Genomic DNA, 24,751 nt, shown 5'->3' on the forward strand with positions numbered 1-24,751 from the left:
ACACCCTGTACAACGTCGCGCCTCCGCCGGTGTTCCGGCCGGCGAACGTGACGTCCGTCGCGCGACGTGTCACTCGGGACGACCGGCTCAGCGGGCCGGGTGGGACCGCGGTCGGTAGTCGCGTTCGCTCTCGATGTCGCCGTCAGGAGTGTGGACCACGTGACCCACGTGGCGCTTCTTCGCGGCCTGGCGGCCCGCGACCACGGCGTCGACGCGGCGCGGGGAGGTGTTCGAGGCGCGGGTGCCGCCTTCGACCCGGTTCTTCCACAGACCGTCCTCGTAGACGGTGTGCACGTCTCCTTCAGCCACGATCGTTCCTCTGGTCAGTTCGGCGCAGCGGGGTGAAGTCCCGCTCAGCGACGTGTTCCGGCCGTCGCGCGGGGGCGGCGAACGGTTCGGTCAAGGTGTTCTCCACGCTGTTGAAGACCACGAAGAGGTTCGAGCGCGGGAACGGCGTGATGTTGTCGGCCGAGCCGTGCAGGATGTTCGCGTCGAACCACAACGCGCTCCCGGCCGGTCCGGTGAACTGGTCGATCCCGTGGTCGGTGGCCAGGCTCCGGATCTCCGCCTCGCCGGGCACGCCGATCTGCTGTTCCCGCAGGGATTCCCGGTAATGCCCGGCCGGGGTCTCGCCGACGCACGGAACGAACGTGCGGTGCGAGCCGGGGATCAGCATCAGGCCGCCGTTGAAGGGGAAGTTGTCACGCAACGCCAGCGACATGCTCACCGCACGCGGCGCCGGCATGCCGTCCTCGGCGTGCCAGGTTTCGAAATCGGAATGCCAGTAGAACCCCTTGCCGGTGAACCCGGGCATGCAGTTGACCCGGCTCTGGTGCAGGTACACCTCCGACCCGAGGATCTGCCGGGCCCGGTCCAGCACCCGCGGATCGCCGAGCAGCTCGGCGACCGGCGGGCTGAGCCGGTGCACCTGGAAGATCGACCGGACCGCGCCGGACCGCTTTTCCCGGACGACCCGCGGATCCGAACGCAGCGCGGGATCGTCGGTCAGCCTCGCCACCTCGTCTCGCAGCGACGCGACTTCCGCTTCCCGCAGCCAGCCGCGCACCGCCAGGTGGCCCTTGCGGTCGTAGCTGCGGAGATCCGCCGGGGCGATCGGGCCACGGGGGCCGCCCGGCCACACCACGGGCTCGGCCCGCGGCACCGGATCGACGGCGTGCGGCAGCCTGGTCGGGTAACGGTCGGCGGTCGGTCTCGCGGTCATGGCCATGAGGACTCCTCGCGCGGCTCGTTCTCCATGGCTTCCCAGGCAAACGGACGGTAAACCCTGGAGCATTCACCGGCTCCGGGCTCCCGGTGTGATGATCGAGCCGGAGGTGGGTACCCGGCAGCGCCGAAACGGGGCGGAGGCAGGGCAGACGTGCGCCCCGGACCGGCGGGCTCAGTCGGAAGATCAACCGGCGAGACCCCCCAGCGCCCGGTGCTTTCGCCGGGCGGGTTCTCATCCGCCGAACGCCGCCAGCGCGTCGGCCCGGGTGTCGAAGACGCGCAGCAAGGTGCCGGTGAGACCGAGCAGCTCGAAGGTCCGCCGGTTGTGCCCGCCCGCCGCGACGTGCAGGGCCACGGCATCATCGGCGGCGGCGTGAGCGAGCCGGACGATCTCGTTCACGCCGGTCGAAGCCAGGAAACTCACGCCGACCAGGTCGAGCACGAGCCGCCGAGGCTGCCCCGCGAGGATCACCGCGATCGCGTCCCGCGTGCGCGCAGTGGTCTCCAGGTCGAGCTCGCCGGTGAGGGCGATGACCAGCGTGGCCGGGTCGAGCCACGTCGGAACGACCGCGACTTCCGACGTGCCTGCGACCGTCGCATCGGAAAGGTGCAAACAAGGCGCCAGCTCACGGCTACCCAGCCAGGGCAGCAGCGCCGGCGTGACTTCGACGCGCAGCGCGACGTTTTCCCGCGCGCAGGTGATCGCCAGCTCCTGCATCTCCGCCGCCAGCACACCGTCGCACGAAGTCACCGCGGTCAACGTGACACCGAGCGCCGCCGGTTCGGGTGACAAGGCGGTCAGCAGCGCGATCCGCAGGGTCTCGCGCAGCCGCGCATGAGCTGCGGGACCGAGCGCCCCGGACATCACCACCCGCACCACGCCGGAGGCGGTCTGCGCAGGTGGCATCGTGATCGCCCAAGCGAGCTCATCGCCCCCGTCACCCATGCGGCCAGTCTGCCAGCGGCCGGCCCGATCGGCGCGCCGGCGAACCAGGGCCCATCGACGCCCGGCCGGGGTCTGGTCGAAATCGGGGAGCGGGAGTTCGCGACCGGACACGGTGCCTCCTCGGTCTGCCCTGGCACCCGGAGAAACCGTGATCGACGCGTTCAATGTGATGACCAGCCAAAGGCGAATTTCACTTCCTGCACTGGACGCGACAGCCGGCGCAAAAGCGTCTGTTGCGCTGTACTCTTCCGGTGGCCGCACCGACGCTTCGCCCCGAAATGTTCGGGAGCACCCAAGCATGTCTTCACTCTTTTCGAATTCCGCCCATTCATCCACCCCACGGGAATCCACCCCTCATTACGCAGAAAAGGCACTGGCCGTACGGCGAATTCCGTGGCGCCACGACCTGGTGATCGTTTCCGCCGCCGGAGACGTCGACACCGATTCGGTCCGGCTGCTGCAGCGGGCCCTGTGGCAGGACTTGCCGGCCTGCCTCGTGCTCAACCTGTCCGAGGTGACGTACTTCGGGTCGGCGGGCGTGCGTGCGCTCGAGGGCGCGGTGGGCCGGGCCGGCGCCGGATCGGGATCGTCTCCGCGGCCCGCGCGGTCCTCGTCCCGCTGCGGATCTCCGGCATCGACACGCGGGCCGGACCCACTGCCCTGCGAGCGATGCGGACGGCAGGCTCTCCGCGTCGCGCGAGTGCTGTCAGAAGAGGGTTCCTTGCTGGGACGGACAATGGTCTGCACCGCCTGCCGCCCGGAACCCCGCGCCCACCGCCTCCAGCGAGCCTTTTAGGGCCGTCGAGCCGTACTGGGCGGTGCGTCCGCGACAGCAGAAGGCGACCAGCTCACCGTGTTCCTTCGCCGCAGCGATCATGCGTTCCGAAGGCGGTATCCCCTTGATCGCGAGCGGCGGACGGCATCCAGAAGCCCGAGCCGCGCCGAAAAGTGTGCCGGATCTCGCCGGCGGTGTTGAGGACGATGTCGGCGTCGGCCGTCATCCCCGGTTGTTCCGTTCAGTGCTTCGCGGCGGATCGGGGCAGGGGGCCGACGTCGGAGTGCCGACCGGGCAGCACCGCGGCGTGCCGCTGCCCCGGCCCGGGGCCGGACCGCGCGGCGAGGGCGTCGGCGACCACCCCGGTGACCGCGGCGTAGACGCCCTTGTGCAGGAGGTCCACCACGAGCTCACCGCGCGGCCAGGTCGGCGGCGGCGCCCCGACACCGGTGGCGTTCTCGAGGATCTGGTCGTTGGTCAGCCGCACCACGGCGAACTTCGCCGACGACCACGGACCACGCAGACCCGCCTGCGCCATCACCGACCGCAGCACACCGAGCACCACGCCCTGGCCGAAGTGCATCACCCAGTTCGCCGGCTGCGGCCGCCCCGGGTCGTCCGGACGACCGGTCAGCCGACGCAGGACCCGGGCCGGGACGTGCGAGTCCGGCCGGCCGGTCAGGCGCTGCTCCAGCTTCTCCCCGATCGTCATCGCGGTGACGCCGGCGGCCCCGGCGACCAGGCCCTGCCACAGTGCGCGTTTCATCATCACGGCCGAGTACCCCGGCCCGCCGGGGCTACGCCGCCGCGGTTACCGTCCGGTCGGTGCGCACCACGCGGCAGCCACACGTGACGGCTCACTGGAAGATCGTCGAAACAGACACTGGATTCGCCCCAAGACGCGAAGAAGGCCCAGGTCGATGACCTGGGCCTGCGCTCCCCCGCTTGGACTCGAACCAAGAACCCTCCGGTTAACAGCCGAATGCTCTGCCAGTTGAGCTACAGGGGAATGTCGCTCACTTCCGGTGCCGGTCTCTCCGACCGACGAGAAGAACTTTAGCCCATGCCTCCGTGACGCCTCACACCACCCCCCACTTAGCGCAACCGCCCCCGTCCGGCCGGTTTTCCTGGACAATGGACAGTCGGACGACCTAACGACGGAAGGCGTGGACTCGGATGAAGAAGTTCCTGCTGGGGGCAGGCCTGGGGTACGTACTGGGCGCCAAGGCAGGCCGGGGGCGGTACGAGCAGCTCGTGCGCACCTACCGCCGGGTCGTCGACCACCCCATGGTCCAAGGCGCCGCCGGGGTTGCTCGGGCCAAGATCGGGGAGAAGCTCAAGCGCTGACGCGGGCCACGAAGAACACCCGGCGGAACTCGAACCAGGTCGTGCCGTCGGCGCGGGCCGGGTACGCCGCGTCGAGCCGCGGGGCCAGGGCGGCGCGGAACTGCGCCCACTCGGCGTCGGACAGGGCCGCGCGGATCGGGCGCAACGCCGTGCCGGTGATCCACTCCAGCACGGGGGACGGTCCCTGCAGGGGCTGCACGTACGTCGTCTCCCACGCGTCGACGCCGCAGCCCGCGTCGGCCAGGAGGTTCGCGTACTCCAGCGGGGTCGACACCGCGTCGTCCTCGCGCAGGACCACGTCGGCCAGGCGGGACGCCCAGGCCGGGGACGCCGCCAGTTCACGCGTCAGCACATGTGACGGCGCGTTGAAGTTGCCCGGTACCTGGACCGCCAGCCAGGCACCCGCCGGCAGCGAGGCGGCCCACCGGCGCAGCAACGCTCCGTGGTCCGGGACCCACTGCAGGACGGCGTTCGACACCACGACGTCGGTGTCCGGTGCCGGCGTCCAGTCGCGGACGTCGAGCAGCGTCGCGTCCAGCCCACGGGACCGCGCCGCGGCCACCATTTCGGGTGAACTGTCGCCGCACTCGAGGGCCGCCGACGGCCAGCGGTCCCGCAGGGACACCGTCAGGTTCCCCGGGCCGCAGCCGAGGTCGACGACGCGCCGCGGCGCCGACGCCCCGATGCGCGAGACCAGGTCGTCGAACGGCCGGGCCCGCAGGTCGGCGTAGTCGAGGTACTTGCCCGGATCCCACACGGTCGCCTCCCAGATAACAGTACGCGTGTACTGAGTACGAGCGTACTGCTACTCCGCCGGGTTGACCAGCTTCGCGGAGACCTGCTCGGCGATGGCCTCGACCAGCGCGGGGTCGGTGCCGGGGTCCGGCCGGACCTGCAGCACCGTGCCGTCGCGGCCGGGCACCTTGCGCTGGACGAACCACGCTCCCCCGGCGCCGATGTCCTGCCGGTGCCGCGAGCGGATCGAGCCCTCGACGCGCTGGTAGGCCTCGCGCGGCACCTTGCCCGGCGACGGCAGCCGGAACCGCACCGGCGGGCGGTCCGCCAGGACGACCGCCGCACCCGCCGTGCCCACTTCGGACGACTCCGTCAGCGTGAACACGCCGTCCGCCCAGGCCGCCTTGCCGACCAGGTGCCAGCCGATCCGGCGCGCCCCGTCGCCGTCCGGGATCCACAGGCCCAGTGCCGTCACGACCAGGTGGCCGCCGCCCTCGACCGGGGCGCTGTCCACGACCTCTTCGCCCGGGGACAGGGAACCGGCGAACCCCTCCGGTGTGCGGTCGCCCAGCAACCGCCGCAGGAAGCCCATCTCAGCCCCACGCGCCGGCGGCGGCCTGCTCGCCCAGCGACTTCTTGTACTGCTCCAGCGCGACGAGATCGCCGAACAACGCGCGGTAGTCGTCCGGCGCTTCGACCGGCGACAGCCGCTGCAGCTTGCCCTTGATCTCCGCGATCTGCCGCCCGACGAGGCTCTCCTGCAGCCGCGCGAGGATCGACGAGATGTACCGGGAGTCGACTTCGTCCTTGGCCTGCAACGGTTCCACGGCCAGTTCGGACAGCACCCGCCGGACCGTCCCTTCCGGACAGTGCGGGGCGGCCGCGTCCAGCAGCGCCGGCCCGGTCAGGCCCGAACCCGCGCCACCGGCCTTGAGCACGGCTTCGTGGACGGCGACGTACACCGGGTGCGTGAACGCCTCCAGCGGCAGCGCGTCGTACTCCGGCCCGGCGATCGCGGGCTGCTGCAGCGCCGCTTTCAAAGCCTCGCGCTGGACGGCGAACCGCGGGTCCTTCGGGGCCGGGCGGGCGGCGTCCTGGGTGGGCGCGGCCGGCGCCGCCTGGGCCCGCGCCGGCTGCCGGAGGGGTGCCCCGCCGCGCTTGTCCGTCACGCCCGCGGCCCCGCGGACGCGGTTGACGACCTGGGCGACGTCCTGCCAGCCCACCCACCAGGCGAGCTTGGACGCGTAGCCGTCGCGGGCCGCGCGGTCCTTGATCGACGCCACCATCGGCACGGTCTTCTGCAGCGCGGCCACCTGGCCGTCGACCGAGTCGAGGTCGTAGTTCTTGAGCGTGCTGCGGATGACGAACTCGAACAGCGGCGTCCGCCGCGCGACCAGGTCCTTCACCGCGCTGTCGCCCTTGGCCAGCCGCAGCTCGCAAGGGTCCATGCCGTCCGGCGCCACCGCGATGTACGTCTGGCCCGCGAACGTCTGGTCGCCTTCGAATGCCTTCAGCGCCGCCTTCTGGCCCGCTTCGTCGCCGTCGAAGGTGAAGATCACTTCGCCGCGGAAGGCGTCGTCGTCCATCATCAGCCGGCGAAGCACCTTCATGTGGTCTTCGCCGAACGCCGTGCCGGACGACGCCACGGCCGTGGGCACGCCCGACGCGTGCATCGCCATCACGTCGGTGTAGCCCTCGACCACGACCACCTGGTGCCGCTTCGCGATCTCGCGCTTGGCCAGGTCGAGGCCGAACATGACCTGGGACTTCTTGTAGATCGGCGACTCGGCGGTGTTGAGGTACTTCGCCGAGATCCGGTCGTCGTCGAACAGCCGCCGCGCGCCGAAGCCGACGACGTCGTTGCCGACGTCGCGGATCGGCCAGACCAGCCGCCGGTGGAACCGGTCCATCGGGCCGCGCTGGCCCTCCTTGGACAGCCCCGCCGTGAGCAGTTCCTTGACCTCGAACCCGCGGTTGAGCAGGAACTTCGTCAGCTTGTCCCAGCCGCCGGGTGCGTACCCGCAGCCGAACGTCTTCGCCATCGCCGCGTCGAACCCGCGCTCGGACAGGAAGTCCCGCGCCGGCCGGGCCTCGTCGGTGACCAGCTGCTCCGCGTAGAACTCCTGCGCGAGGCGGTGCGCCTCGACCAGCCGGGTGCGGCTGCCGCGGTCGCGCTGGATCGTCGCGCCGCCGCCCTCGTAGGTGAGCCGGATGCCGACCCGGTCGGCCAGCCGCTCGACGGCCTCCACGAACGAGATCAGGTCGATCTTCTGGACGAACTTGATGACGTCGCCGCCCTCGCCGCAGCCGAAGCAGTGGAAGGTGCCGTGCGCCGGGCGGACGTTGAACGACGGGGTCTTCTCGTTGTGGAACGGGCAGAGGCCCTTCAGGCTGCCCCCACCGGCGCGGCGCAGCGCCACGTACTCCCCGACGACCTCGTCGATCCGGTTCCGCTCGCGCACCTCCGCGATGTCGCTCTCCCGAATCCGTCCTGCCACACCACCACAATAGATCGGACCTCGTCCGGTGGACGATGCGACCTCATCCGGCACACTCGGGGGATGGCCACACCCACCGCACTGGACACGCTCGCCGCGGAGTTCGCCGCGCACCGCAGTCACCTGATCGGGGTGGCCTACCGGCTCACCGGCACGCGGGCCGACGCCGAGGACGCCGTCCAGGAGTCGTGGCTGCGGCTGGCCGGCCTGGACGACGCGGGGCGCGCGGCGATCCGCGACCTGCGGGGCTGGCTGACCACGGTCGTCGGCCGGATCTGCCTCGACCGGCTCAAGTCGGCCGCCGCGCGGCGGGAGAAGTACGTCGGCAACTGGCTGCCCGAGCCGGTCGTCACGCCGTTCGGGCAGCCGGCGAGTGACGACCCCCTCGAAGCCGCGGTGCGCGACGACGGCCTGCGGATGGCCGCGCTGGTCGTCCTCGACAGGCTGACGCCGGAGCAGCGCGTCGCCTTCGTGCTGCACGACGCCTTTTCGGTGCCGTTCGCGGAGATCGCGGACGCGCTCGGCGTCTCGGCCGACGCCGCCCGCCAGTACGCCTCCCGGGGCCGCAAGGCCCTCGCCGACGCCGATCCGGCCCCGCGCGTCCCGCTCGAGGACCAGGCGAAGCTCCTCGAGAAGTTCGTGCTCGCGCTGCAGGCGGGCGACATCCGGGCGATGACCGAGCTGCTGGCCCCGGACGTCGTGCTCATCGGCGACTCGAACGGCAAGGGCCGCACCGCCCGCCAGCTCATCCTCGGCCCGGACAAGATCGCCCGGTTCTTCGTCGGCCTCACCCGCAAGTACGCGCCCGGGGTGCTCGTCGGCGGCACGCCGGTGCTCGTCAACGGCGACCTGGGCGTGTACCTCGCCCCGCAGCCGGGCGAGGACGGCTTCTTCGCCCTCGACGAGCACGTCCAGTCGTTCACCGTCCGCGACGGGAAGGTCGTGGCGATCTACGACCTCGTCAACCCGGACAAGCTGACGCGGATCACGCGTCCCGCCGCTTCGCCTTCGTGATGCCGGCGGCCAGCAGGACGGCGGCGAAGGCCCCGAAGTAGGCCAGCGCCCAGCCGGGGCTCAGCGGCGAGTCGGACAGGACCGCGGCGTTGCCGCCGTCCCGGCCCGCGTTCGCCTCCCCGTCCCCGCCGAGGAACTTCGCGACGGCGTTCAGCGGCAGCCACCGGTGGATCGCCTGGCCGGCCCGCGGGATCAGCTGGACGACGTTCTCCGCCATCAGCGGGTAGGCGACGAGCAGCGCGACCGCGCCGGCGGTGTGGCGCAGGAGGAGACCGACGCCGACCCCGCAGACGGCGGCCAGTGCGAACGCCGGGCCGGTCCCGGCGACGATCCGCCAGTCCGCGGCGCTGTCCAGGGCCAGGTCGGCGTCCGGTGCGAGGATCCGGGCCACCAGCCAGGCCGTGAAGGCGGCGGCTTCGCCGAGCAGGAAGGCATAGCCGGCGACGAGCGCGGCCTTGGCCAGCAGCACCGGCGTCCGGCTCGGCACGGCCTGGAAGGTGCCGTGGATCGTGCCGGAGTGGTACTCGCCGGTCACCGCGAGTGCGGCCAGCACCAGCACGGCGACCAGGGCGAGCTGGGAGCCGAACTGGGTGCTCGCGACGGTGGGCGGCAGGTGGGCCTCCCCGGCGCCGAGTGCGCTGATCGCGGCCGGGAAGGCCAGTGCGACCAGGGTGAAGACGCCGCACACCCAGGGCGTGGCGATGCTGAAGAGCTTGATTCGTTCACTGGCGACGAGGTGCATGGGCAGAACGGTCCCGCGCCGGACCCCGGTGGCGCGTCCCACCGGGGTCGGGTTCGCGGGGTCCTACGGGAGCGGGACCCGGCAGGCGTCGCCGGAGGTGAAGCCCTGGTCCGCGATGCCGAGCGCGCTGTTCATCCGGGCCCGGGAGTTCTCCAGCGCGATCTGGTAGGTCAGCTCGAGCACGCCCTCGCGGCCGAATTCACGCTCGAGCTCGGCGACCTGCTCGTCGGTCACGGTGACCTGGTCCGCCGACATCGCGTCGGCGTAGGCGATCGCGAGCCGCTCTTGGTGGCTGAACGCCGGTGAGGTGGCGTAGTCGCCGATCTTCGTGAGCCGCTCGATGTCGAGGCCGTCGTGCTTCTGCAGCATGGCGCCGAAGTCGACGCACCACGAGCAGCCGATCCGCGTCGCCACCCGGTAGACGGCGAGTTCCCGCACGTTCGTCGGCAGCTTCTTCGACGCCCGCTCGGCGAGCAGCTCGTGGACCAGGTAGGTCCGCAACAGGCCGGGGTGGTGCGCGGCGACGGCCATCGGCTCGGGCACCGCGCCGAAGCGGCGGCCGGCGATCCGGTAGACGAGCTTGAGGAACAGCCCGGCCTCGGACGTCTTCTTGGCGGGGATGCGCGGCATTTCGGTCTCCTTCGTCTGGCGGCTACGAGCTGGACGAGACGGCGGCGGCCGACGTGACACCCGGCGACGTGAGCCACGCCACCAGCATCGTCGCCGCGGCCGCGGCGAACACGACCGTCAGGCCCGGGGCGGCCAGCCCGCCGGTCGTGGCGAGCGCGAGCCAGCCGAACACCGCGGCCCCGGCCAGGCCGCCGGCCTGCCGGGCGAAGGTCAGCGACCCCAGCGTGACGCCCAGCAGCGCCCGGTCGGCCCGGGTCTGGCCGAGCACGGTGTAGGCGGCGGTGCAGACGGCGAAGGCCGCGCCGATCGCGAACAGGCCCGGGGCCAGGAGCCACGGTGTGCTCCCGGACGCGGCGGCGACGGCGATCGCGGCCAGTCCCGCGGTGCCGAGCAGGCAGGCGGCCCGGCCCCAGGCCGTCATGTCCGGGTGCCGGCGGGCCAGCGCGGCGAAGGACGCCGACAACGCGAGCTGCCCGGCGGTCATGGCCACCAGCAGCAGCCCGGTGCCCGCCGCGCCCGCTCCCCGGGCGGCGACCAGCGCGACGTAGGTGAACGTGCCGTAGAGCGCGGCGCCCGCCAGGCCGTTGACCACCACCGCGCGCTTGAGGACGGCGTCGGCGAACACCTTCGGCGAGATGAGCGGGCTCGGGGTGCGGCGCTGCCGCCGGACGAACAGCCACCCCGCCACGACCGCCGTGCCGAGCAGCATCGGCGTCCACAGTGGACTGCGAGCGAGCGCGTCGGCCGTGCCGAGTGCGACGACGGCGGCACCCGCGACGGTCAGCAGCACACTGCCCGGGACGTCGAACTTCTCCTTGTCCCGCCGCCGTTTTCCGGGTAGCCCGCGTAACCCGAGCACCAGGGCCGGGACGCTCAGCGGCAGGTTGACCAGGAAGATCCACCGCCAGCCGGGGCCCGCCGCGAGCAGGCCGCCCAGCGGCGGCCCGCCGAGCGTGGCCGCGGCGAAGACGGCGGTCTGCCAGGCCTGGCGGCGCAGCAGCTCGTCGCGGTCGAAGAGCTCGCCGAGCGCGCTCATCGCCGTGACGATCAGGCCGCTGCCGCCCAGCCCCTGCAGCGCGCGGGCGGCGATCAGCGAGCCCAGGCCGGGTGCGGCGGCGCACCACGCGGAAGCGGCGGCGAAGACGACGACCGCCCCGGCGAAGCACGCCCGGCGGCCGTAGAGGTCACCGAGCCTGCCGTGCAGCGGAGTCGCGACGGTCAGGGTCAGCAGCCCGGCGGCGGTGACCGCGACCAGCCCGGTGCGGGCGTGGAGATCGGCGCCGATCGACGGCAGGGCCGCGGTGAGGACCAGGCCGTCCAGCTGGGCCATGGCCATGCCGAGCAGGAGCCCGACGTAGGCGAGGTTCCGAGATGCGTGCATAAAGCACACGTTATAACGTGTCTTGTGCACACATCAAGCGACGGCGGCCCGGCCCTGTTCCGCCTGGTGCGCCACTGGTCGCGCCAGTGGGCCCCGGACGTCGTCGAGCGCTTCGCCGCCGACGCACCGCCGTCGTGGACGGTGCCGAACCTGTTCGTCATCCAGGCGGTCGACGGCGCGGCCGTCGACGAGGTGACCGTCGCCGACGTGGCCCGCCAGCTCGGCATCGACCGCTCGGTGGCCAGCCGGATGGTGGGCGAAGCGGCAAGAGACGGCTTCGTCGTGCGCGCGACGTCGACCCGCGACGCGCGACGCGCGGTCCTGACGCTGACTGACGCCGCGAAGGAGTTCCTCGACGCTTCGCGGGCCCACCAGCGCCAGGCGTTCGAGGCACTGGTGGGCCACTGGCCCGCCGAAGACCGCGAGCGGTTCGCCGGCTACCTGAGCCGGCTCGCGGACGAAGTCCTCGGTTAGTCCAGGATTTCGTTCAGCGCCTCCCACGCGTGCCAGGCGCGGGTGACGCCGAACTGGGCGTTGAACCGCAGGGCCGCGCGGACGTCCTCCGGTGCCGCGCCGCCCCGCAGCGCGCGCCCGACGTGCGTGCGGAACGTGTCGGCCAGCGTCTGGTAGTGGACGTCGACGCTGAGGCTGACCAGGCCGCGCTCGCGTTCGGTGAGCGTGCCCGGCCCGTGGCCGGTGCGCATCCGCGACTGCAGGTCGAAGTAGCCGGTGAAGTGCGGGTCGAGCTCGGTCAACCGGGCCCGCACCGGGTCCGGCAGCGGGCTGGGGGCCGCGTCCGGTCCGGTCGAGACCAGTTCCGGGGCCAGGGGTTCGGCGTCCGGCCGGGGCAGGCCGAGCTCCGCCTCGAGCTCGGCGATCCGCTCGATGCCGGCGCTCGCGGCGTGGTAGCCGCAGTCGTACGAGACGAACCGCAGCAGCTCGCGGACGTCGGCGGTGGACACCCCGGCGGCCAGGCCGGCCTTGACGTGCGCGGCGAACGCCAGGCCGAGGCACGCCTGGCAGACGTCGGCCGTGACGCACAGGAAGGTCTTCTCGCGGTCGGTCAGTTCCGGAACGGCCCGGACGTACTTCGCCGTGGCCCCGGTCATCTGGGCGAACACCGGGTCGAACGCGGCGAGCCGGCCCAGGCTCGTGGGGGTTTCGGTGGTGGTCAAGTTCGTGCTCCCTCAGTTTGCTGAACGTTCGTAGCGCTACAGCTGTAGCGCGAACGACGCTACACCTGTAGCGCAAAGCGTGTCCAGCTACACTCGGCGACGATGGAAGAGACCAGACGCCGCCCGAACGCCCGCGGCCGGGGCGAGCTGCTGCGCGAAGAGATCGTCACGGCCGCCGTCCGGATGCTCGACGAGCTGGCCGACGACGAGGCGTTGTCCCTGCGGGCCGTCGCGCGGGCGGTCTCGATCGCGGCGACGTCGGTCTACCTGCACTTTCCCGACCGAGACGCGCTGGTGCTGGCCGCGATGCAGCGCTGCCACGAACAGCTCGTCGGCGTCGGTGACGAGGCCGCGGCCGCCGCCCCCGGCCCGGCGGCCGCCCTGCGCGCCCGGATCCTCGCGCAGGCGGCGTGGGCGCAGGAGCACCCGGGGCTCTACAAGGTGCTGCACGAGAGCAAGGTCCACCGGCGGCACGGGATGCCGTTCAAGGAGGTGATGGTGGCCCGCACGGTCGAAGCGGTCCAGCGCTGCATGGACGCGGGCGCGGCCCCGGCCGGCGACGCGGCGACCGTCGCCATCGACCTGCGGACCGCCGTCAACGGCATGCTGGCGCAGCGGATCAACGAGCCCGACCTGCCGTGGCCGCCCGCGGTCGAGCAGCTCGACCGGTTCCTGGTCAAACTGGTGGGCCTGCGGCTCTAGCTTGCGCGCCGCCACCGGCTTGGCCCACGGCGACCGGCGCGCGATGGTCCGCGACCCGTTCGGCAACTTCTTCCGGATCGCCCGGCGCGGCACCTGACCGCGCCGGTCACTCTCCCGTGCGGCCGTCGATCGACTCGCGGATCAGGTCCGCGTGGCCGTTGTGGCGGCTGTACTCCTCCACCATGTGGACCAGGATCCAGCGCAGCGTCGGCGCGCTGCCGTCCAGCCGCGGCCGGCGGGCGCGCTGCGCCAGGTCGCCGGTCGACAGCGCTTCCGTCACCACCGCCCGGGAGCGCTCGACGGTGGCCGCCCACAGCTCGCGCAGCTGGTCCGGGGTGTCCTCCGCGGCGGAGTCCCAGTCCCAGTCCGGCGTGGCCGTCCAGTCGACCGCGTCGAACGGGGCCACGCGTGGGCGGCCGGCCAGGATGTAGGAGAACCAGTAGTCCTCCACGTAGGCCAGGTGCTTGAGCAGCCCGCCGAGCGTCATCGTGGACGGCGGGTGCGTCGCGCGCAGGGCCGCGGTGTCCAGCTCCGCGCACTTCCACGCCAGCGTCGCGCGGTGGAAGTCCAGGAAGCCGAGGAGCGTCGTGGTCTCGTCGCCGTCGAGGGGCGGCTCGGGCCGGCCCTGTTCGTCCACAGTGGTCATGACGTCAGCGCCCGGACGTCCCAGATCCACACCCCGCCGACGAACTCCGCCGGCTTCCGCAGCAGCAGTTCCACTGTGGACTTGAGGGCTTCCTGGTTCTGGCGCGGGCCGACCACGAGCACGTCCGCGTTCCAGTACCGCAGGTCCGCCAGCGCCTGGGTGCGGTCCGCCTCGGTGACCTCCGCGGCCTGGCCGGTGCGTTCGACCTGCGCGAACAGGTCCGATGTCGGCCGCGGGACGGCGCCGTAGCGGCCGCGGCGGTCGTCCGGGGACGTCGGGCCGACGAAGTAGCCCTCCGGCATCGGGTAGCCGAGACCCGCGTCGACCTGCCAGTGCAGCGGCTCGGCTTCGCCGGTGCTCGGCAGCGGCACGGGCACCAGCGAACCGCCGGGCGCGATGTACTGGCGCCAGATCCCGTCGGCGAAGAACGGCGGCGACAGCGGACGCTGGTGCGTCACCAGTTCCGTCGGTGCGATCGGGAGCAGCACCGCCACCACCGCGCCGATCCAGATCATCCGCAGCGGGAACGCGGGTTTGCCGTCCGGGGGCGCCGGCTGCTGGGCCGCCGCCGTCCAGACGCGGTGCGTCGCGATCGCCAGCAGCGCGCCCACCACCGGGATGCAGCCCATCGCGAGCCGCGATTCGAGCAGGGAGTCCAGCAGCGGCAGCTGGCCCAGCCACTTCCACGGGCCGGCGACACCGGTGTCGTCGTGGGCCACCGTGATCTCGACACCGAGCGAAAGCAGGGCCAGCACGTACATCGTGATCGCCAGCGCCCGCGAAACGACGTCCCGCCACAGCCAGATCGTCAGCACCACCATGAGCACGATCAGCGGCCAGCCGAAGAACGCGTTCTCCTCGGTGCGGTTCATCGAGACGTCCGCGGCCGCCTCGGGCGCGCCGGCGATCGACTGCGTGGCGAAGCGCGTGAACGCCGCCGTGTCGTTGCCGGCCGGGCCGTGCAGCAGCGAGTGGAAGCTCTGCGGGCCGAAGAACTGCCAGTACAACGGGAATCCGGCGATCAGCAGGGCGACGACCGCGCCGATCCCGATGCCCTTCGCCAGCGGCGCGAGCATCCCGCGGATCTGGGCGCGGTGCGGGATCAGGTACGCGATCGCGAACACGAGGAACGTGAGCGCGAAGATCATCAGCGGTTCTTCGCCGAGCAGGATCTGCCAGGCGACGAGCAGGCCGAGCACGATGCCGTTGCGCACCGGGCGTTCGCCGTGCGCGATCTGGATCGTCTTGAGCGCGATGAAGGGCAGCACGAACAGCACGACGAAGTTCGGGTGCGCGTTGCCGTGGGAGATCATCGGCGGCGCGAAGCCGCAGAACGCGCCGCCGATCGCGGCCGCCGTGCGGTTCGGCACCAGGTGGCGGGAGAACACCCAGTACCAGCCGGTCGCGGTGCCGGCGAGGCCCGCGGTGAGCACGATCGCCCAGGTCAGCGTCGCGCCGAAGGTCAGGGTGATCGGGGCGAGCGGGATGTTCAGGCCGAACATCGCCGCGTTCGCGGCCATGTTGACGCCGAGCGGGTAGTTCTGCAGGTCCGTGGTGAACGGGTTCTGGAAGTGCAGGACGGCCTTCGCGACGACCGTCGAGTACCACTCCCACTGGCTCTGGTCGGCGCCGCCGTTCCACAGGTAGCCGCGCTTGAGGTCGAACCACAGGCCGTTGTAGAGCAGGATCGTGAAGAGCAGGAACCCGCCGGCGATCGCGGAGTCCGGCCACGCCCAGCGCTTCGGGCCTTCGGGCGGTTCGGGAGCGGGCGGCACCAGCTCGGGAACGGCTTCGGACTTCAGGCTCACGGTTCGACCACCCTGGCGAGGAAGTAGAGCGCCCCGGTGCCGGCGTGCCGGACCAGCAGCAGGAACGGCCGGTCGACCGTGACGGCGACCGGGTCGTCGATCATCATCGAGGTCAGGCGCATGGTCAGCGCGGTGGCCGCGGCCCCCTCGAAGCCCTGTTCGTCGACGCGCAGCACGGCCTGGTGCAGCACCTCCGACACGGTCAGCCGCGGATCCGGCGAGAGCCCGGTCAGGTCGGCTCGGTCGGTGAACAGCGTGCGCACACCGAGGTCGCGCAGCACGCCGGTGAGCGTGCTGGGGACGTCGAGCGAGATCTTGGGGAGCGAGAGTTCCACCCGCTTGAACCGGACCTGGTCGAGCAGGCCCGTCAGCTTCGCCTGGTCGAGGCCGCTTTCCGCCTCGGCGAGGTCGCCGTCGGGCAGCAGCACGACGGCCTGCAGGCCCCCGGCCGCGGCCAGCTGTACCGCCTGCCAGCCGCCGGCGCGGGCGTAGCCGAGGTTTTCGCCGAGCCACATGGTCGGCACGTCCCGGGTGCCGGACGGCGCGTGGAACGGCGTGTCGCTGGTGTTGGCCTCGCGGAACGGCAGTTTCCAGGCGGCCTTCAGGTAGAGGGCGTTGACGAGCACGGCAGCGACGTCGGCGTCGATCGAGCCGGGCGGCAGCAGGGCCGGGATCAGGCCGCGCGTGGTGCGCCCGACGTCGTCGTTGATGAGCGCGCGGGCGGCTTCGGGCCGCTTTTCGAAGGGCGCGCTCGCGACGGCGGCCCCGGGCCACTCGGCCAGTTCGGCCTTGAAGGAGTCCTCGAGCGGGAGCCGGTCGTCGGCCCACAGCGTGTTGGCGACGGCCAGCGCGGGCTGCTCCTTGCTGTGGGACTCTTCGGCGAGCCGGGCGGCGTCCCGCAGCAGGACGGTCTGTTCGCCGGGGTCACCGAGCAGCGCGACGAGCTCGTCCCGGGTCCGCCCCCGCGCGGCGCGCGCGGCGAGGGTCAGCGCACTGGCCACCGAATACGGCGAAAAGCAGGTGTTCCCGCCCCCGGCACCGAGGGCCGAATGGACGGCGAGGGCGAACCGGAGGTGGCTGTCCGTGGCCATGCGGGCGAGAGTACCGGAACGGGCCACCCCACCGGCCCTCCGCGCGCAACTCCACCCGAGGATGACGAAACCGGCGAAACTTTCGCGGCAACCGGCCGTACGTCAACAGGCATTTCCCGTGCTCCGAGGGGCATCACGGGCGTCAGCGGTGGTGGCGGGTCACGTGCCAGGAGTGCCAGGCGTGGGCCTGGGCGTCGGTGAGGGAGGCCACCTGGTCGACCACCACGCGGAGCAGGGCCGCGTCGTCCGCGGCCTCGTTCCAGGCCGGGACGAACAGCGGGTCGAGGGACTCCGGTGCTCGCTGGGCGAGGGCGTGGACCAGCTCGATCAGCAGCTCGCGCTGGCCCTCCTGCATCACCAGCCGGCGGCGGTCGCTCATCACGTACCGCAGGGCCAGCGCCTTCAGCAGCGCCACCTCGGCCGCCACCTGCTCCGGGACGCACAGGTCCGCCCGGTAGCGGTTCAGCGGCCCCTCGCCGAACTGCTCGCGCGTCCCGGTGACCGCCGCCGTGCTGAAGCGGCCGACCAGCTCGCTCGTCAGCCTCTTCAACGCGACCTGGGCGCCCGGCGACCCGTCCGGCTCGGCGGACACGAGGGCCGACACCACCGGCAGCGCCAGCAGTTCCGCCGCCGCATCCTCCAAAGTGGACACCGACTGCGCGGAAAAGTGCTTGGCGGCGGCCTCGGCGACGGCCGCACGCTCGTCCGGGTGGGCCAGCACGCGCAGCCTGATCCGGCCGGCCAGCACCCCGTCCTCGACGTCGTGCACCGAGTACGCGACGTCGTCGGCCCAGTCCATGATCTGCGCTTCCAGGCACCGCTGCTCCGGCGGCGCCCCCGCCCGGAACCACTCGAACACCGGGACGTCGTCGCCGTACACGCCGTACTTCGCCTGCCCGGGCCGGCGCGGCCACGGGTACTTCGTGGTCGCGTCCAGGCACGCGCGGGTCAGGTTGAGCCCCACCGGGTCACCTTCCGGGGACAGCAGCTTGGGCTCCAGCCGGGTGAGGATGCGCAACGTCTGCGCGTTGCCCTCGAACCCGCCGCACACGCTCGCCACCTCGTCGAGCGCGCGCTCGCCGTTGTGCCCGAACGGCGGGTGCCCGATGTCGTGCGCCAGCCCCGCGGTGTCCACCAGGTCCGGGTCGGCGCCCAGCTCGTCGGCGATGCCCCGGCCGATCTGCGCGACTTCCAGGGAGTGCGTCAGCCGCGTGCGCGGGACGCCGGTGACCTCGGCGCCCTCCCCCGGCCCGACCACCTGGGTCTTGCCGGCCAGCCGCCGCAGCGCCGCGGAGTGCAGCACGCGGGCCCGGTCGCGGGAGAAGGCGCTGCGCCCGTCCGCCCGCGCGCCGGGCAGCGCGGCGCCCTTGGCCGGCTCCGGCAGCAGGCGGGCGGTGTCGTGCTCGGTGTAGTTCACCCGACCAGCGTAAACGCGCCCACCGACATTCTTCGGGGTTCTGGTGGCGAAGCCCCCGACCTGGGGCGAAGCCCAGAAGTCACCGACATGATTCAGCCCAAGAACGTCGCGAAGAGGTCGTCCGCGGGCGTCTTCGTCAGCCGGTAGTACAGCAGCGCGCCCGTCTCGCGGACGATGTACCGCACCTGGGTGACGCGCTCCTGGACGATCGGGCCGCTGTGCGTCGGCGCCGTCCACGACTCCAGTCCCAGGTCGGCGGCCATGGTCCGGGCGCGGAAGGAGTGCCACGGGTCGCTGACCAGCACCGCCGTCCGCCACCCGCGGGCCTCGACCTGCAGGGCGACCGCGCGCAGGCTCCGCAGCGTGTCGCTGCCTTCGCCGACGGCGAGCGTCGCCGACGCCGGCACCCCACGCCGGGTCAGCCAGAGCTGGCCGGCCCGGGCCTCGGTGAAGTTGTCCTCGGCCTTCTTGCCGCCCGCGGTGACGATCGTCTTCGCGACACCGGCGTCGTACAGCTGCTTGGCCTTCACCAGCCGGGCGGCGTAGATGTCCGACGGCTTGCCGTTGTACTGGGCCGCACCCAGCACCACGATGACGTCGGCGGGCGTCCGGTCGTTTTCGCGGGCGACCTGCCAGACCCGGAACGCCGTGCCGCCGACCAGCGCCAGCAGCACGAGGACCGTGCCGAAGGCGATCCGGCGCGCCCAGCTCGCGAGCGACGGTTTGCTGCGTTCAGCGGTACCCACCCGGCCCATTCTTTCAGAAGCCGCTCAGAGCCAGCCACGCTCCTCCGCGACCCGCACCGCTTCGGCCCGCGTCCGCGCCCCGGTCTTGCCGATCGCGGCCGACAGGTGGTTGCGGACGGTGCCCTCCGAAAGGTGCAGGGCGCGGGCCACGTCGGCCACCGTGCTGCCGTCCTTGGCCGCCCGCAGGACATCCCGCTCCCGCCCGGTGAGCGGGCTGGCGCCGGTGGCGAGCGATTCCGCGGCCAGCGCCGGATCCACCACGCGAAGTCCACTGTGGACCCGCCGGACGGCCTCGACGAGCTGCTCCGGCGGCGCGTCCTTGACGACGAACCCGGCCGCGCCCGCCGCCATCGCGCGGGCGAGGTAGCCGGGCCGGCCGAACGTCGTGCAGATGATCACCCGGCACGACGGGAGCGCGGCCCGCAGGTCGGCCGCGGCTGCCAGGCCGTCCTTGCCCGGCATCTGGACGTCCAGCAGGGCGACGTCGGGCTGGGTCTCCCGCGCGGCGGCCACGACTTCGTCGCCGGAGCCGACCTGCCCGACCACTTCGATGTCGGTTTCGAGGCCCAGCACGGTGGCCAGCGCCCCGCGGACCATGGCCTGGTCGTCGGCCAGCAGCACCCGGATCAAGCGAGTCCTCCCGCGGGTTCGGCGCGCACGGCCGGGGTGGCCGGGCTCGGTTCCGGTCGCGGGATCTCCGCCCGCACCAGCAATCCTCCCCCGGGCCGCACGGACGTCCGCAACGTGCCCCCCGCCGCGGTCAGCCGCTCGGCGAGCCCGCGCAGGCCGTTGCCCGCGACGACGTCGGTGGCGGTGCCGTCGTCCTCGATCTCCAGCCAGTTGCCGCCCAGCCGCACGCGCACCCGCTTGGCGCCGGAGTGCCGCAGCACGTTCGTGACGGCCTCCCGCAGCACGTACCCGAAGGTGTTCTGGAACTCCGGCCGGACGTTGTCGACGGCGTGCGGCAGGTCGGCGTCGATCTCCGCGGCCCGCAGCGCCGCCCGGGCGCCGACGAGTTCCACCGACAGCGACACCTCGCGGTTCGCCGAGACGGTCGCGCGGACGTCGGAGAGCGCGCTGCGGGTCAGGCTCTCGACCTCCCGGATCTCCTCGACCGCGCGGGGGATGTCGCCGGCGCTTTCCAGCACCCGCCGGGCCAGCCCCGCCTTGACCGTGATCGTGGTGAGGCTGTGCCCGAGCAGGTCGTGCAGGTCGCGAGCCAGCCGTTCCCGCTCGTTCGCCACGGCCAGCGTGGCGATCTCCTGGTTGGCCGCCTCCAGCCGGCGGACCGCCCGGACCAGGCTGGACATGAAGAACATCGCCAGTGTCACCGACGCGACGGTGATCAGGTCGCCGTAGTTGTCCAGGAACCGGCCGGTCAGCAGCAGGACCACGGCGCCCAGGACCAGCGCCGCGCTGTCGAGGATCACCACCCACGCCGGCGGGATCAGGAAGACCACGGCGGCGGTGCCGTACAGCATGACGAACGGGTTGGCGCCGACCACACCGACGACGGCGAGACCGAGGGCGAGCATCCCGGCGCCGTAGGCGAACCGGGCGGGCCGGCGCCGCTCGAACGCGAGCGGGAAGAACGCGTACGAGAGCGCGTAGCCGTAGACGAGCAACCACATCACGATCACCAGCGGGGTCACCGACTCCGCCTTCAGCAGCGTCTTCGTCACCGGGAGCAGGTAAGGCAGAGTGAAGCCGATCGCGAAGATCGGCCACCGCAGCTTGTCCGGCCCGCCACCCTGCGGGCCGGGGGGCGGGTCCGCCCACCAGGCTTCCCGCGTGTTCAGCCCGAACCGGTGCTCCGCGCCCTCGGCCTTCGCCATCGTTCTTCGCCCTTCTCCGGCCCTCAGACGCGGGCGCTGTCCTTACGGTAACGCCTGATCACCAGCGCCCCGAGCACGACCGTCCAGGCCCCGAGCACGCCGACGGCCTTGGGCAGCGACACCACCATTTCGCTGGTCACCGCGGGCCGTGCCACCTGCAGCACCCAGTACGTCGGCATGATCTGGGCGACGTCGTGCATCCACGCCGGCATGCCTTCGAGGGGGATCCACAGGCCACCGAGGAAGCCCATGCCGAGGGTGACGATCATGCTGATCGGCTGCATCGAGTCCGGCGTGCCGAACTGCCCGATCAGCAGGCCGAGCAGCACCAGCGGGAGGGTGCCGAGCCAGACGCCGGCCAGCACCCGGACCCACCCGGCGGCGTCCAGGGTCACGCCCTCGACGGTCACGGCCAGCAGGGGCACCAGGATCAGCGCGGGCAGCCCGACGAGCATCCCGGACAGCGCCTTGCCGCCGAGGTAGCCGAACCCGGTCAGCGGGGTCAGCCGCAGCTGCCGCTGCCAGCCGAGGGCCCGTTCCAGCGCGAGGCGCCCGCCGCTGGTGTTGGCCGCGGCGAACGTCCCGAACGTCATCATGTTGATCATGATGACGGCCGCGATGTGCACGTGGTCGGGATCGCTCGCCTTCGTGAAGACGTTGGCCTGCAACAGGAACATCATGACGGGGAAGGCGACGACGAAGACGAGGAACCGCGGCGCCCGGAAGTTCCGGCGGATCTCGGTGAGCAGGTAGGTGGCGTTCATCGCACGGACTCCGGGGTCTCGTCGGCGGTCAGGGAGAGGAAGGCGCCTTCGAGGCCGACGGCGCTGATTTCGACGTCGTGCACGACCGGGACCGCGGCCTTGAGCGCCCACAGCGTGGCGTCGGAGTCGGCGGTGGAGATGGCGACGCGGTCACCGCGCAGCTCGAACTCCTTGACACCGGGCAGCGCGGCGATGACCGCGTCGGTGGCCCCCGGGACGGCCGCGCGCAGGGTGCGGCCCCCGGCCAGGGCGCGGACCTCGGCGACGGACCCGTCGGCGACGATCCGGCCGCGGCGCATCAGCACCACCCGGTCGGCGAACTCCTCGGCCTCTTCGAGGTAGTGCGTGGCGAACAGGACCGTGCGCCCGGATTCGGTGAAGGAGTACATCGACTGCCAGAACTCGCGCCGGGTGCCGACGTCCATCGCCGCGGTCGGCTCGTCGAGGATCAGCAGGTCGGGGTCGCTGACGAGGGCGACGGCGAACCGCACGCGCTGCTTCTGCCCACCGGAGAGCTTGTTGGCGCGGCGGCCGGCCAGTTCCTCGATCCCGGCGGCGCGCAGGGCGTCGGCCACCGGCATCGGCCGCCGGTGCAGGGCCGCGACCATGCCGACGGTTTCCCCGACGGTCAGGTCGTCCATCAGGGCGCCGCCCTGCAGCATCGCGCCGATCAACCCGGCGCGGACGGCGTCGATCGGCGTGCGCCCGAACACGCGCACGTCGCCGGCGCCGGGGCTGGTCAGCCCGAGGATCATGTCGACGGTGGTGGACTTGCCCGCCCCGTTCGGGCCGAGCAGGGCGACGACCTCGCCCGGGGCGATCGTCAGGTCGACGCCGTCGACCGCGTGGACTTCGCCGTAGTGCTTGCGCAGGCCGGTGAGGTGGATCGCGGCCCCCGCCGCCACCGCCTGGGTCTCTGTTTCTCGCATGCCCTCAGGCTGCCGCCCGGGCGCCCCGGGTCCCCAGACCGTGCGTCACGACCTGGCCGTGACAGGTGTCAGGGGTACCCGAGCCCCAAGCGCCCCAATGTGGCCTTGGGTGCGTCACACGCACCCAAGGCGGCCTTCGGTGCGTGTGACGCACCGAAGGCCGCCTTGGGGCGCTTGAAGCCGGGGGTCAGCAGCCGATGAGGCGGGCCGCCAGGTAGGACTCCAGCTTGTCGATCGCGATCCGCTCCTGCGACATCGTGTCGCGCTCGCGGACGGTCACGGCCTGGTCCTCGAGCGAGTCGAAGTCGACCGTGACGCAGTACGGCGTGCCGATCTCGTCCTGACGGCGGTAGCGGCGGCCGATCGCCTGGGCGTCGTCGAAGTCGACGTTCCAGTACTTCCGGAGCGTCGCGGCGACCTCCTTCGCCTTCGGCGTCAGGTCGGCGTTGCGCGAGAGGGGCAGCACCGCGACCTTGAACGGCGACAGGCGCGGGTCGAGCTTGAGCACCACGCGGGTGTCGGTGCCGCCCTTGGCGTTCGGCACTTCTTCCTCGTGGTAGGCGTCGACCATGAAGGCCATCATCGACCGGCCGACACCCGCCGCCGGCTCGATGACGAACGGCCGGTACCGCTGGCCCGACGCCTGGTCGAAGAACGACAGGTCCTGGCCCGAGTGGTTCGAGTGCGTGGTCAGGTCGAAGTCGGTGCGGTTGGCGATGCCCTCGAGCTCGCCCCACTCCTGGCCGGCGTTGAACGCGAACCGGTACTCGATGTCGACGGTGCGCTTCGCGTAGTGCGAAAGCTTTTCCTTCGGGTGCTCGTAGTGGCGCAGGTTCTCGGCCTTGATGCCGAGGTCGGTGTACCACTTCGTGCGCTCGTCGATCCAGTACTGGTGCCAGCGCTCGTCTTCGCCCGGCTCGACGAAGAACTCCATCTCCATCTGCTCGAACTCGCGCGTCCGGAAGATGAAGTTGCCCGGCGTGATCTCGTTGCGGAAGGACTTGCCGATCTGGCCGATGCCGAACGGCGGCTTCTTGCGCGAGGTCGTCTGGACGTTGGAGAAGTTGACGAAGATGCCCTGCGCGGTCTCCGGGCGGAGGTAGTGCAGGCCCTCTTCGGACTCCACCGGGCCGAGGTAGGTCTTCAGCATCATGTTGAAGTCCCGCGGCGCGGTGTACTTGCCGCGCGTGCCGCAGTTCGGGCACGGCACCTCGGACAGGTCGTCCTCGCTGGTCTCCTTGCCGGTGCGCGCCGCGAACTCCTCGGCGAGCTGGTCGGCGCGGAACCGCTTGTGGCACGACAGGCACTCGATCAGCGGGTCGGTGAACACGTTGACGTGCCCGGACGCGACCCAGACCTCACGCGGCAGGATCACCGAGGAGTCGAGGCCGACGACGTCGTCACGGCCCTGGACCACGGTCTTCCACCACTGGCGCTTGATGTTGTCCTTGAGCTCGACCCCGAGCGGTCCGTAGTCCCACGCCGAGCGGGTACCGCCGTAGATCTCGCCGCTGGCGAAGACGAAACCCCGGCGTTTGCACAGGCTGACTACGGTTTCAATGGTGTTCGTGGGCACTCCACGCTCCGGAAAGCTTGCGGGGACGGTCATCGGACTAGAACGTCAAGGGTATCCGCCGGGGCCCACCGCTTTTCGCGCAGGTGAGCCTACGGCCGCGACACCAGCGACGCCGTCACGACGCGGTTGTCCTCGTACCCCTCGCTGCCGCCGACGTACTCGCCGCCGCAGGTGACGAGCAGCAGCTTGTGCGGGCCGTCCGGGTCGAACAGCTGCTCGGAGCGGCCGGCGAGGTCGGTCTTGTGCACGGTCTCCGTCCCGTCGATCCGGTACACCCACGCCCCGCCCGCGGCGTCGGTCAGCTTGACCTCCTGCCCCGCCTTGACCTGCCAGAGCTCGTTGAACGGCCCCTTCTTGCCCTTCCAGTTCACGTGCCCGGACAGCAGCGCGACACCGTGGTCGGCGCCCAGCTTCGCGCCCCACCAGGCGGCCTCGTCGAGGCCCTCCGGGATCTTCAGCGCGCCCGCGGCGTCCAGGTCCTCCTGGACCAGCTTCGCGGTGCCGCCGCCGGGCAGGGACAGCTGCGCCGGCGCCTTGCCGGTGTCCTGGGCCGGGTTCTGCGGAGCCGGCTGGTTCGCGGCCGGCACCGGCGTCCCGGCGCCGTTCGCGACCGCTGGTTCACCCTTTCCGGTGAAGACGAGCAGGGTCGCGACCAGTGCCGCGACCACGAACGCCCCGGCGACGCCGACGATCCACCAGCGGCCGGAGCCCTTCTTCGGCTCCGCCGGGTTCCGCTCCTGCATGGGCTTGCGCTCCTTCGCTGTCGT

General features: G+C 72.0%; 28 protein-coding genes and 1 tRNA gene. 5 read left to right on the forward strand and 24 right to left on the reverse strand.

What is annotated here, in order from left to right; genetic code table 11:
- Positions 1 to 87: 87 nt before the first annotated feature.
- From ACLJOU_RS21100 to ACLJOU_RS21110, 3 genes are all read right to left on the reverse strand, one after another.
- On the reverse strand, positions 88 to 309 hold the full coding sequence (locus ACLJOU_RS21100; protein WP_410569371.1) for a DUF2188 domain-containing protein: 222 nt from the start codon (positions 307 to 309) through the stop codon (positions 88 to 90).
- A complete protein-coding gene (thpD, locus tag ACLJOU_RS21105; protein ID WP_410569372.1) occupies positions 302 to 1,228 on the reverse strand; it encodes an ectoine hydroxylase in 927 nt (308 codons plus the stop codon). The genes ACLJOU_RS21100 and thpD overlap by 8 nt, the downstream gene beginning before the upstream one ends.
- 231 nt (positions 1,229 to 1,459) lie before the next feature.
- On the reverse strand, positions 1,460 to 2,509 hold the full coding sequence (locus tag ACLJOU_RS21110; protein WP_410569373.1) for an STAS domain-containing protein: 1,050 nt from the start codon (positions 2,507 to 2,509) through the stop codon (positions 1,460 to 1,462).
- On the opposite strand from ACLJOU_RS21110, the gene ACLJOU_RS21115 reads away from it, so the two are divergent.
- Positions 2,472 to 2,969, forward strand: a complete 498-nt coding sequence (locus ACLJOU_RS21115) for an STAS domain-containing protein (protein ID WP_410569374.1) — start codon at positions 2,472 to 2,474, stop codon at positions 2,967 to 2,969. The genes ACLJOU_RS21110 and ACLJOU_RS21115 overlap by 38 nt on opposite strands.
- A gap of 52 nt (positions 2,970 to 3,021) precedes the next feature.
- Here ACLJOU_RS21115 and ACLJOU_RS21120 read toward each other — a convergent pair whose 3' ends face one another.
- From ACLJOU_RS21120 to ACLJOU_RS21130, 3 genes are all read right to left on the reverse strand, one after another.
- Positions 3,022 to 3,174 (reverse strand): hypothetical protein, encoded by a 153-nt coding sequence (locus ACLJOU_RS21120; RefSeq protein WP_410569375.1) that lies wholly within the window; start codon positions 3,172 to 3,174, stop codon positions 3,022 to 3,024.
- A 15-nt stretch (positions 3,175 to 3,189) separates the two neighbouring features.
- Positions 3,190 to 3,717 carry a hypothetical protein gene (locus ACLJOU_RS21125; RefSeq protein ID WP_410569376.1) on the reverse strand — a complete coding sequence of 176 codons (528 nt, stop codon included), beginning with the start codon at positions 3,715 to 3,717 and terminating at the stop codon, positions 3,190 to 3,192.
- Positions 3,718 to 3,884: 167 nt separating this feature from the next.
- Positions 3,885 to 3,957 (reverse strand) — tRNA-Asn (locus ACLJOU_RS21130).
- Positions 3,958 to 4,124: 167 nt separating this feature from the next.
- Here ACLJOU_RS21130 and ACLJOU_RS21135 point away from each other — a divergent pair.
- Complete coding sequence (locus tag ACLJOU_RS21135; protein ID WP_003097798.1) at positions 4,125 to 4,295, forward strand: hypothetical protein; 171 nt, start codon at positions 4,125 to 4,127, stop codon at positions 4,293 to 4,295.
- Here ACLJOU_RS21135 and ACLJOU_RS21140 read toward each other — a convergent pair.
- From ACLJOU_RS21140 to dnaG, 3 genes are read right to left on the reverse strand one after another with little or no spacing between them, the layout of a single operon-like run.
- Positions 4,285 to 5,052, reverse strand: coding sequence for a trans-aconitate 2-methyltransferase (locus ACLJOU_RS21140; RefSeq protein ID WP_410569377.1), 768 nt, complete (start codon positions 5,050 to 5,052; stop codon positions 4,285 to 4,287). The two genes, ACLJOU_RS21135 and ACLJOU_RS21140, sit on opposite strands and share 11 nt — an antisense overlap.
- A gap of 48 nt (positions 5,053 to 5,100) precedes the next feature.
- Entirely contained in the window at positions 5,101 to 5,622 is a 522-nt protein-coding gene (locus ACLJOU_RS21145) for a hypothetical protein (protein WP_410569378.1), read from the reverse strand.
- Between the two features lies 1 nt (position 5,623).
- Positions 5,624 to 7,528, reverse strand: a complete 1,905-nt coding sequence (dnaG, locus tag ACLJOU_RS21150; protein WP_410569379.1) for a DNA primase — start codon at positions 7,526 to 7,528, stop codon at positions 5,624 to 5,626.
- Positions 7,529 to 7,591: 63 nt separating this feature from the next.
- On the opposite strand from dnaG, the gene ACLJOU_RS21155 reads away from it, so the two are divergent.
- Positions 7,592 to 8,542: a sigma-70 family RNA polymerase sigma factor gene (locus ACLJOU_RS21155; protein ID WP_410569380.1), complete on the forward strand. Its 951-nt coding sequence runs from the start codon at positions 7,592 to 7,594 to the stop codon at positions 8,540 to 8,542.
- On the opposite strand, the gene ACLJOU_RS21160 is transcribed toward ACLJOU_RS21155, so the two are convergent.
- The 3 genes from ACLJOU_RS21160 to ACLJOU_RS21170 all read right to left on the reverse strand — a co-directional run bounded on the left by ACLJOU_RS21160 (position 8,514) and on the right by ACLJOU_RS21170 (position 11,295).
- A complete protein-coding gene (locus ACLJOU_RS21160; protein ID WP_410569381.1) occupies positions 8,514 to 9,284 on the reverse strand; it encodes a hypothetical protein in 771 nt (256 codons plus the stop codon). The two genes, ACLJOU_RS21155 and ACLJOU_RS21160, sit on opposite strands and share 29 nt — an antisense overlap.
- A gap of 63 nt (positions 9,285 to 9,347) precedes the next feature.
- Positions 9,348 to 9,914, reverse strand: a complete 567-nt coding sequence (locus ACLJOU_RS21165; RefSeq protein WP_410569382.1) for a carboxymuconolactone decarboxylase family protein — start codon at positions 9,912 to 9,914, stop codon at positions 9,348 to 9,350.
- A 22-nt stretch (positions 9,915 to 9,936) separates the two neighbouring features.
- Positions 9,937 to 11,295, reverse strand: coding sequence for an MFS transporter (locus ACLJOU_RS21170; protein ID WP_410569383.1), 1,359 nt, complete (start codon positions 11,293 to 11,295; stop codon positions 9,937 to 9,939).
- Positions 11,296 to 11,319: 24 nt separating this feature from the next.
- On the opposite strand from ACLJOU_RS21170, the gene ACLJOU_RS21175 reads away from it, so the two are divergent.
- Positions 11,320 to 11,769 (forward strand): MarR family winged helix-turn-helix transcriptional regulator, encoded by a 450-nt coding sequence (locus ACLJOU_RS21175; protein ID WP_410569384.1) that lies wholly within the window; start codon positions 11,320 to 11,322, stop codon positions 11,767 to 11,769.
- Here ACLJOU_RS21175 and ACLJOU_RS21180 read toward each other — a convergent pair.
- Positions 11,766 to 12,470, reverse strand: coding sequence for a carboxymuconolactone decarboxylase family protein (locus ACLJOU_RS21180; protein ID WP_410569385.1), 705 nt, complete (start codon positions 12,468 to 12,470; stop codon positions 11,766 to 11,768). The genes ACLJOU_RS21175 and ACLJOU_RS21180 overlap by 4 nt on opposite strands.
- A 102-nt stretch (positions 12,471 to 12,572) precedes the next feature.
- Between ACLJOU_RS21180 and ACLJOU_RS21185 the strand changes: the two genes are divergently transcribed.
- Complete coding sequence (locus tag ACLJOU_RS21185) at positions 12,573 to 13,172, forward strand: TetR/AcrR family transcriptional regulator (protein ID WP_410569386.1); 600 nt, start codon at positions 12,573 to 12,575, stop codon at positions 13,170 to 13,172.
- Between the two features lie 106 nt (positions 13,173 to 13,278).
- Here ACLJOU_RS21185 and ACLJOU_RS21190 read toward each other — a convergent pair whose 3' ends face one another.
- The 11 genes from ACLJOU_RS21190 to ACLJOU_RS21240 form a co-directional block, all read right to left on the reverse strand.
- Positions 13,279 to 13,818 carry a DinB family protein gene (locus ACLJOU_RS21190; RefSeq protein WP_410569387.1) on the reverse strand — a complete coding sequence of 180 codons (540 nt, stop codon included), beginning with the start codon at positions 13,816 to 13,818 and terminating at the stop codon, positions 13,279 to 13,281.
- A complete protein-coding gene (locus ACLJOU_RS21195) occupies positions 13,815 to 15,626 on the reverse strand; it encodes a glycosyl transferase (RefSeq protein ID WP_410569388.1) in 1,812 nt (603 codons plus the stop codon). The genes ACLJOU_RS21190 and ACLJOU_RS21195 overlap by 4 nt, the downstream gene beginning before the upstream one ends.
- Positions 15,623 to 16,717 carry a serpin family protein gene (locus tag ACLJOU_RS21200; RefSeq protein WP_410569389.1) on the reverse strand — a complete coding sequence of 365 codons (1,095 nt, stop codon included), beginning with the start codon at positions 16,715 to 16,717 and terminating at the stop codon, positions 15,623 to 15,625. The genes ACLJOU_RS21195 and ACLJOU_RS21200 overlap by 4 nt, the downstream gene beginning before the upstream one ends.
- 142 nt (positions 16,718 to 16,859) lie before the next feature.
- On the reverse strand, positions 16,860 to 18,134 hold the full coding sequence (locus ACLJOU_RS21205; RefSeq protein WP_410569390.1) for a deoxyguanosinetriphosphate triphosphohydrolase: 1,275 nt from the start codon (positions 18,132 to 18,134) through the stop codon (positions 16,860 to 16,862).
- Between the two features lie 92 nt (positions 18,135 to 18,226).
- Entirely contained in the window at positions 18,227 to 18,880 is a 654-nt protein-coding gene (locus ACLJOU_RS21210) for a YdcF family protein (protein WP_410569391.1), read from the reverse strand.
- Positions 18,881 to 18,904: 24 nt separating this feature from the next.
- Positions 18,905 to 19,510: a response regulator gene (locus tag ACLJOU_RS21215; RefSeq protein WP_410569392.1), complete on the reverse strand. Its 606-nt coding sequence runs from the start codon at positions 19,508 to 19,510 to the stop codon at positions 18,905 to 18,907.
- Entirely contained in the window at positions 19,507 to 20,715 is a 1,209-nt protein-coding gene (locus ACLJOU_RS21220; RefSeq protein ID WP_410569393.1) for a sensor histidine kinase, read from the reverse strand. The genes ACLJOU_RS21215 and ACLJOU_RS21220 overlap by 4 nt, the downstream gene beginning before the upstream one ends.
- A gap of 23 nt (positions 20,716 to 20,738) precedes the next feature.
- Positions 20,739 to 21,479: an ABC transporter permease gene (locus ACLJOU_RS21225; protein WP_410569394.1), complete on the reverse strand. Its 741-nt coding sequence runs from the start codon at positions 21,477 to 21,479 to the stop codon at positions 20,739 to 20,741.
- Positions 21,476 to 22,408: an ABC transporter ATP-binding protein gene (locus ACLJOU_RS21230; protein WP_410569395.1), complete on the reverse strand. Its 933-nt coding sequence runs from the start codon at positions 22,406 to 22,408 to the stop codon at positions 21,476 to 21,478. The genes ACLJOU_RS21225 and ACLJOU_RS21230 overlap by 4 nt, the downstream gene beginning before the upstream one ends.
- Before the next feature lie 187 nt (positions 22,409 to 22,595).
- Positions 22,596 to 23,984: a glycine--tRNA ligase gene (locus ACLJOU_RS21235; protein ID WP_410569396.1), complete on the reverse strand. Its 1,389-nt coding sequence runs from the start codon at positions 23,982 to 23,984 to the stop codon at positions 22,596 to 22,598.
- A gap of 89 nt (positions 23,985 to 24,073) precedes the next feature.
- A complete protein-coding gene (locus ACLJOU_RS21240) occupies positions 24,074 to 24,727 on the reverse strand; it encodes a class F sortase (protein ID WP_410569397.1) in 654 nt (217 codons plus the stop codon).
- Positions 24,728 to 24,751: the final 24 nt, after the last annotated feature.

The organism is Amycolatopsis sp. cmx-4-61 (assembly GCF_046548775.1).
Classification (GTDB): Bacteria; Actinomycetota; Actinomycetes; order Mycobacteriales; family Pseudonocardiaceae; genus Amycolatopsis.